Raw genomic sequence first — 4,069 nt, 5'->3', positions numbered from 1 at the left:
ATGACAAGCACCCAGTTGTTGAGGAGCCGTGTGAGGCGACAAGTCTCATGCACGGTTTTGCAGACCAGCGGAGTGGGTGACTGCTCCGCTGAGTTTAACTCAATGCCCTATAGAGGTGATTAGCCCGAATCAATTCCGCTTAATCCTTCAAGTCGGACATTAGCCCGAAAAGTTTTCTGTATAATACGCCTGATTTTGGGAATTAGCCCGAGTTCTTCAGCGTTTCTTCCCTCTGTTTTCGCCTTTCATTCTGCTTAATCTCCAAAAAATGGGATTAGACGGAATTCAGGGTGCTGGCATGGAACTACAACATCGAAAATTATTAGATCCAGTCCAAGAAATCGACTGATTCACTAAGCGCCAATACTTCAAAAGTTCAAAGAAGCGATCGCCCCCTCCAGTTGCAGCTCCGATACCTCTAGATATCGTTGAAGTGCTTGCAAGCTGAGATGCCCAGATATCTCCTGGATCACCCGCAGGGGTATCCCGGCACTACTCATCTGAGTTAGAGCGGTTCGCCTAAAACTATGAGTGCTAACTCCTTCCAGCCGCAAGCGATCGCACGTCTGCCTGAGAATCTCATCGGCTGATTTAGGGTTGATGTGCCTGCGCCCATGCCGTCCAGGAAACAGATATTGCTTGCCTGCCCCGGCGCGGTACGCTTCCAGGTATCCCTTTAGAACCGAATTGACTGGAATCTGCCGCGTTTCTTGCTTTCCCTTCGTGTTGGCCTTACGCAGGGTCATCTTCATTCTGACCCCCGCTGTGTCATAAGCATCTGTCGTCAGCATCGAGCAGGCTTCACTAATGCGACATCCGGTATAAAGGCAGATGCCGAATAAAGCCCGATCGCGATCGCCTTCAAACGCTTCAAACAATTTTGCAATTTCGTGGGAAGTTAAAACTTTGGCTTGACCGTGCCCATCTACCTTCATCGAGTGGCCTCAACAATTACCCGAAGTTTTCTACTTTCTTCGGGTAACAAGCGCAAAGCATTGATACGTCGTTGTTACATCCAAACCGAGCGAAGCAGTTAATCCCAGCTTGTCGATCGCTGCTCTCTCAAAATGGCTGAAACCTTGATTCTGTCGTTGACTGATAAGTTTTACTTAATTTGCTAGTCTTGTTAATGTTGTCTAGGCTTTGGCTAGAAATACTTGGACAAGATCGAGGTATTGTTGCCAACAATTCTTTTAAGGTAGCCAAGGCTATCGAAACAGAGATCACGCCTCAGCTATCAGTCTATTGATGCGGTTACCCAGAGCTTACCCAACCTTTGCAGAGCTCATTTAGCTTCTTTGCTTCGGATCTGATTAGGTCTCATAGTCACAGATCAAAATGGTGATCCTGTACTGAATACCACACCACAATGTTTTGAGGAGTGTTGTCAGAGTGTTACACCGAACAACACTCCCCTGAGCTTGACAAGATGAATAGATGACTACATCGTTTTCTTCAGTTTGCGGCGAGTAGAGATCAAGCCTGCTCCAACTAGCGCTAATCCTGCCATTGTTGTGGGTTCAGGCACAGCTGCTGCAGAGGCAGTTAGCCCGACTAAAGGCGTTCTACCATTGCCGATCCTCCCCACTTCCGTTGCGGCTCCAGAACTTAAGTCAATCGTAAACAACTTGGTGCGATTGCTAACTGTTAATGCAGCGAAACCAGTGTTCGCTCCGTTAATAGTCAAGATGTCAAATCCTCCCACTGGAGCGATCGCTCCAACACCCAGGGAACCAACTGGCGCTAGGGTACCGTTATTAGGCGGATTCTGAATGAATAACTGAGCTAGCGTTGCATCAATGTCATAGAGTGTGGTTCCGGTTGCTGGATCATTGTCTGCGTTGGTATAGGCAACAGCCGTGATGTCAGGATCACCAGGATTGATTGCTCCATCAACAATCACAGCCCCTGTGTCTACGTTAATGCGCAAGTTCTGACCGTTGGCGCCAACAACTCGCAGCCGATCGGGAACCGGGTTGAAATCCACCCCAGATGTAAAGCTACCTGTGAAAGCAGTTGACAGCGTACTGACAAACGTTGCCGCACCCGTGAGTGGGTTGATCGTGTAGATATTATTGGTGTTCGTCAGACCGTAAATCAGATTGTTGAGGGGGCGGCGATCGATCCCCAACAACGTCCCTTCAACTCCTGTCACTTGCACATTTTTCGTGGCACGAGGAGTCGCCGAGTCAAACAGCAGTAGCTGGTTGTTCGCGGTCAAACCTGTTAGTTGAAAAGCAGCCGCAGGAGTGGCAGAGATGGATAAATTTACAGCGTTAGCGGTTGCTAAGGCTACGACCAAAGTGCTGATTGTCTGAAGTTTCATTAGAAGATCCTTTCTGGTGGATGATATGGGTTCTACAAATTGTTATTCAGTCGCTTTGCCGAGCAGTGAAATACCCGTTCTGAAATAGCAGCAAGCATCGATGCGGTGGTAGTACGTTGGCCGCAGATAAACGGATGATGTTTCTACGTACGCTTCATCCAAACTTCATAGAAATTGGTTGGCAGATAAACCAGACATTTGGCTCAAACGACGCTAGAGCCATGCTGCCAGGGACTTTTTCTCAAATAGCATGCATAAAAAATTTGTGAAGCAGCTAATGCAGAGTCAGGAATTCCCCCGTGAATCCCACATCGCTGCTAGAGGTTCCAAGCAAATCTTCAAATCGCTTAGGTCGAGAATCTGGCTATGTCGTAAAAACTGAAAGGATGTTTCACACTCACAAACCTGTGATCATGATGGGTGCTCCAGTATGTTTCTGAGGAGCATTGCCATCCTCAACGGTGACTGCGATCTTCGTCACTAGTTCTTTGGACCGGTAGACTTTGGAAACTGAGCTCGTTTGAGCTAGGTTGCCGCGTTCATCAACTTGGAAAGTTTCTGTCAAGATTGCCTGCTTCTGATCTGTCGTGAAGGGGGCGTTTGGCGTTAAAACAGTCCACAAGGCATAGACTTTACCGGGTGGTAGTGGGGGTAAGTTCTGGACTGTGATGGTTGCTTCTAGAGTATTGGGATTAACGACTACCGTCGCGGCAGCCTGACTATCGCTCTTCGTAGCATCTAGAACATAAGTCAGTGCTGCATAACGTTGCATTTCCGCTTGGCTCGTTTGTAACGCTTGCGATAAACGGTAGTTATTGATTCCTAAGGCAACAATCAGGACTGCTGCCGCAACCTCCAAACCATTGCGCCACGACAGTATTCTGCGAGGTCTAGAAGTAGGTTGTCCACCCATTTCAGCACCCGCAACCTGAGCCTTTTCTAGAATCACTGAGCGCAAATGACCTGGAGGCGTTACCTCCGGTGGAGCGTAGGACGCCTCTAAAGCATTTTGCATTTGGGCCACTTCTTGGGCGATCGCGGGGTCTTGCCGCAATAGGCGCTCAAATTCTGCTGCCTCCTCTGGGTTGAGGTCACCCAGAACATAACCTGCAATGAGTAGCTGTAACTCTTCCGAAGGCATTGACATAGCCATCACTGTACTATCTCGTAAAACTTGTGAGGGTTTGGCGCAGTTTGAGCAGACCTCTTCTGGCTCTAGCTTTCACCGTCCCCAGGGGGATTTCCAGTTGTTTGGCAATTTCTGCCTGACTAAGACCATCGTAATAAGCCATTCTTAGAATTTGCTGCTCACTGTCTGATAATTGAGCCAGGGCGGTACTGACTTCTTGGGATTGCTCATGTTGAAAGACGTGCTCAAACGGAGCATTCGAGACGGTCTCAGCTTGTCCACCCAACTTCCATCGCTGTAGCGTCTGACGAGTACTGTGACGCGATCGCAATCGGTCTCGGGCTCGCGATCGCGTCAAGATGGCGAGAAAGGTGCGGAGAGATCCTCGATTCGGGTCGTACACAGTTCCTTTGGCGAGGGTCAGAAAGATATCTTGGGTCAAGTCTTCTGCTTCTTGAGCATTGCCCAGAGCACTCAAGGCGAGGCCGTAGACTAACCCAGCGTGGCGATCGTAGAGAACCCCGAGCGCCGCAGTCTGGCCCTTGCTCAAGGCCACAATCAATTCTGCATCCGTCTGATTTGACGCCGGAGAGGCTTGATTGGTAGATGGCTCA

The 4,069-nt window shown here is 49.1% G+C and carries 4 protein-coding genes; all 4 read right to left on the bottom strand.

Annotation, left to right across the window (positions count from 1 at the left end):
• Window positions 1-368: 368 nt before the first annotated feature.
• Window positions 369-935: a site-specific integrase gene (locus tag H6F68_RS10615; RefSeq protein WP_190558838.1), complete on the bottom strand. Its 567-nt coding sequence runs from the start codon at window positions 933-935 to the stop codon at window positions 369-371.
• Between the two features lie 506 nt (window positions 936-1,441).
• The gene (locus H6F68_RS10610; protein WP_190558837.1) at window positions 1,442-2,326 is read right to left on the bottom strand and encodes a DUF4394 domain-containing protein; all 885 of its coding nucleotides are present in this window, start codon (window positions 2,324-2,326) and stop codon (window positions 1,442-1,444) included.
• 397 nt (window positions 2,327-2,723) lie between these two features.
• A complete protein-coding gene (locus tag H6F68_RS10605; protein ID WP_242065450.1) occupies window positions 2,724-3,473 on the bottom strand; it encodes an anti-sigma factor domain-containing protein in 750 nt (249 codons plus the stop codon).
• A gap of 13 nt (window positions 3,474-3,486) precedes the next feature.
• A partial coding sequence (locus H6F68_RS10600; protein WP_313930080.1) for a sigma-70 family RNA polymerase sigma factor occupies window positions 3,487-4,069 on the bottom strand: 583 nt, incomplete at its 5' end.

This window comes from Trichocoleus sp. FACHB-262 (genome assembly GCF_014696035.1).
Taxonomy (GTDB): Bacteria; Cyanobacteriota; Cyanobacteriia; order FACHB-46; family FACHB-46; genus Trichocoleus.
Note: the sequence above shows the minus strand (reverse complement) of the source record. Positions and strands in the feature narration are given on the sequence as shown.